Source organism: Kitasatospora nipponensis (assembly GCF_039528135.1).
Classification (GTDB): domain Bacteria; phylum Actinomycetota; class Actinomycetes; order Streptomycetales; family Streptomycetaceae; genus Kitasatospora; species Kitasatospora nipponensis.
Window position 1 is genome coordinate 1 of record NZ_BAAALF010000920.1, and the last position, 590, is coordinate 590.

Sequence of the window (590 nt, forward strand, 5' to 3'; positions counted from 1 at the left end):
GCGCCGTACGCTGCCCGCCGCGCTGCTGCGCCGGGTGGTGGCGGGGGCCGGGCTGACCGCGCCGGTGCTGCTCTCGCTGGTCATCCCGGCCACCGCGCAGGCCGCCGTCGGGGGTGGCCAGGGGCCGGTGCTCAGCAGCGCCAGGGCGTCGGCTCCCGCCGCGGCCGCCAGCGGGGCGACCCATCCGCTGCTGCGGCCGATACCCCAGTCGGCCGGTACCGCAGGGGAGGTGTCCGACGGCCCTTCGAGCACGACGCCGCAGCCGCAGGACGACGTGGCGGGTCCGGGTCCGGGTCCGGGATCGGCCCCGGGACCGATCCGCTCCGCCGACCCCGGTCCCGCCCCCGGCGCGACCGCGCCCGCCACGCTCTCCGCCACCCCGCCCGGCGCGGACCCAACCGCCGGGGGCCCGGCGGACCCGGCGCCCTCCGCCGCCGGCACGCCCACGCGTCCCCCGAGCGGGACGCCCGCCCCGTCCTCCCCGGTCCCGCCCGCCGCGAGCCCGACGGCCGGCGCGCGCCCGGGGCCCGGCCGGCCGTCCGGTAGCCCGTCCTCGGGGCCGACCGCCACCGGCGCGGGCACCGGCCGCC

The 590-nt window shown here is 83.7% G+C and carries 1 pseudogene; it reads left to right on the forward strand.

From position 1 onward, the window contains the following. Positions 1-590: pseudogene (locus ABD323_RS44070) on the forward strand (hypothetical protein); the annotation flags it as partial.